This is a genomic window from Streptomyces bambusae (assembly GCF_019400985.1).
Taxonomy (GTDB): domain Bacteria; phylum Actinomycetota; class Actinomycetes; order Streptomycetales; family Streptomycetaceae; genus Streptomyces; species Streptomyces bambusae_A.
In genome coordinates this window covers 1-1,169 of record NZ_WTFF01000655.1, presented here as the reverse complement: position 1 = coordinate 1,169, position 1,169 = coordinate 1, and the positions used below count along the sequence as shown (strand labels likewise).

The 1,169-nt window shown below is 75.8% G+C and carries 1 pseudogene; it reads left to right on the top strand.

The annotated features are described in order from the left end of the window. Nucleotides 1-38: 38 nt before the first annotated feature. A pseudogene (locus tag GPJ59_RS36360) lies at nucleotides 39-1,169 on the top strand (HD-GYP domain-containing protein); the annotation flags it as partial.

The window sequence follows — 1,169 nt, the reverse complement described above, 5'->3', positions numbered from 1 at the left end:
CGTGAGGTCGCCGGCAGCGGCAAACGGGTGAAGGAGACAGGGCCTGGCACGCGGCCCAGCAGGCGCTCGGCGCGCAGGCCGCCGGGCAGGTCTTCGTACTGCTGAACGGTCCGGCCGCACTGGGCCGGGGCACCGGGTCACCGCCGCCGTCCGGCGAGGCGGCCTGGGCTGCCGACTTTCCGTACGCGGTGCTGCCCGCGCTGGCCGCGGCCGCCGCCTTCTGCCTGGTGCTGGCCGCCCTCGACGGGGCCGTCCTGGCCGCCGCCGAACGCCGGCCCGCGTCCCGGGCCTGGCGCGGACTGCTGGCCGGATCGCTGGTCCCGCACTGCGTGCACGGCCTGGCCGGGCTGATGATGGCCGTGATGTGGCGCAGCCCGTACGGCCCGCCGGCCGCCCTGCTGGTCCTGCTGCCGATGTACCTCTCCTGCTGGATCTTCGCCCAGTACCACCGCGAACGCGCCGCCCACCAGGCCACGATCCGGGCCCTGGTCCAGGCCGTGGACATCAAGGACCGCTACACGCGCGGCCACAGCGAGCGGGTCGGCCAGGCCTCCGCGATGATCGCCGGCGAGCTGGGCATGGCCGACGACCGCCTCGAAGCGGTCCGGATCGCAGGCATCCTGCACGACGTCGGCAAACTCGGCGTCCCCACACGGCTGTTGCGCAAGGACGGCCCGCTCACCCCGCAGGAGCGCCGGATCATCGAGCTCCACCCCGAGTACGGGCACGAGATGGTGCGCGGCATCGGCTTCCTCGGCGAGGCCAGGGCGGCGATCCTGCACCACCACGAGCGGGTGGACGGCTCGGGCTACCCGTACGGTCTGGCCGGCGAGCAGATCCCGGTGCTGGCCCGGGTGGTGGCGGTGGCCGACGCGTTCGACGCCATGACCTCGACCCGCTCCTACAGCCGCGCCCGGCCGGTGCCGGCGGCCCTGGCCGAGCTCGAACGCTGCGCGGGCGCCCAGTTCGACCCGGCGATGGTCCTGGCCCTGGTGCAGGCCGTCGCCAAGCACGGCTGGCACCCGGTGGTGACCTCCGACGCCGACCTCCAGGTGATCCCCGCCGGGCCGGACCCGGCGGCGGCCGCGCTCCCGGGCCTGCCGCCCGGTCTGCCCGGCATGCCGGCGCAGAGCGGCGATACGGGCAGCCGGACCGCGGCCCCCGGAGGC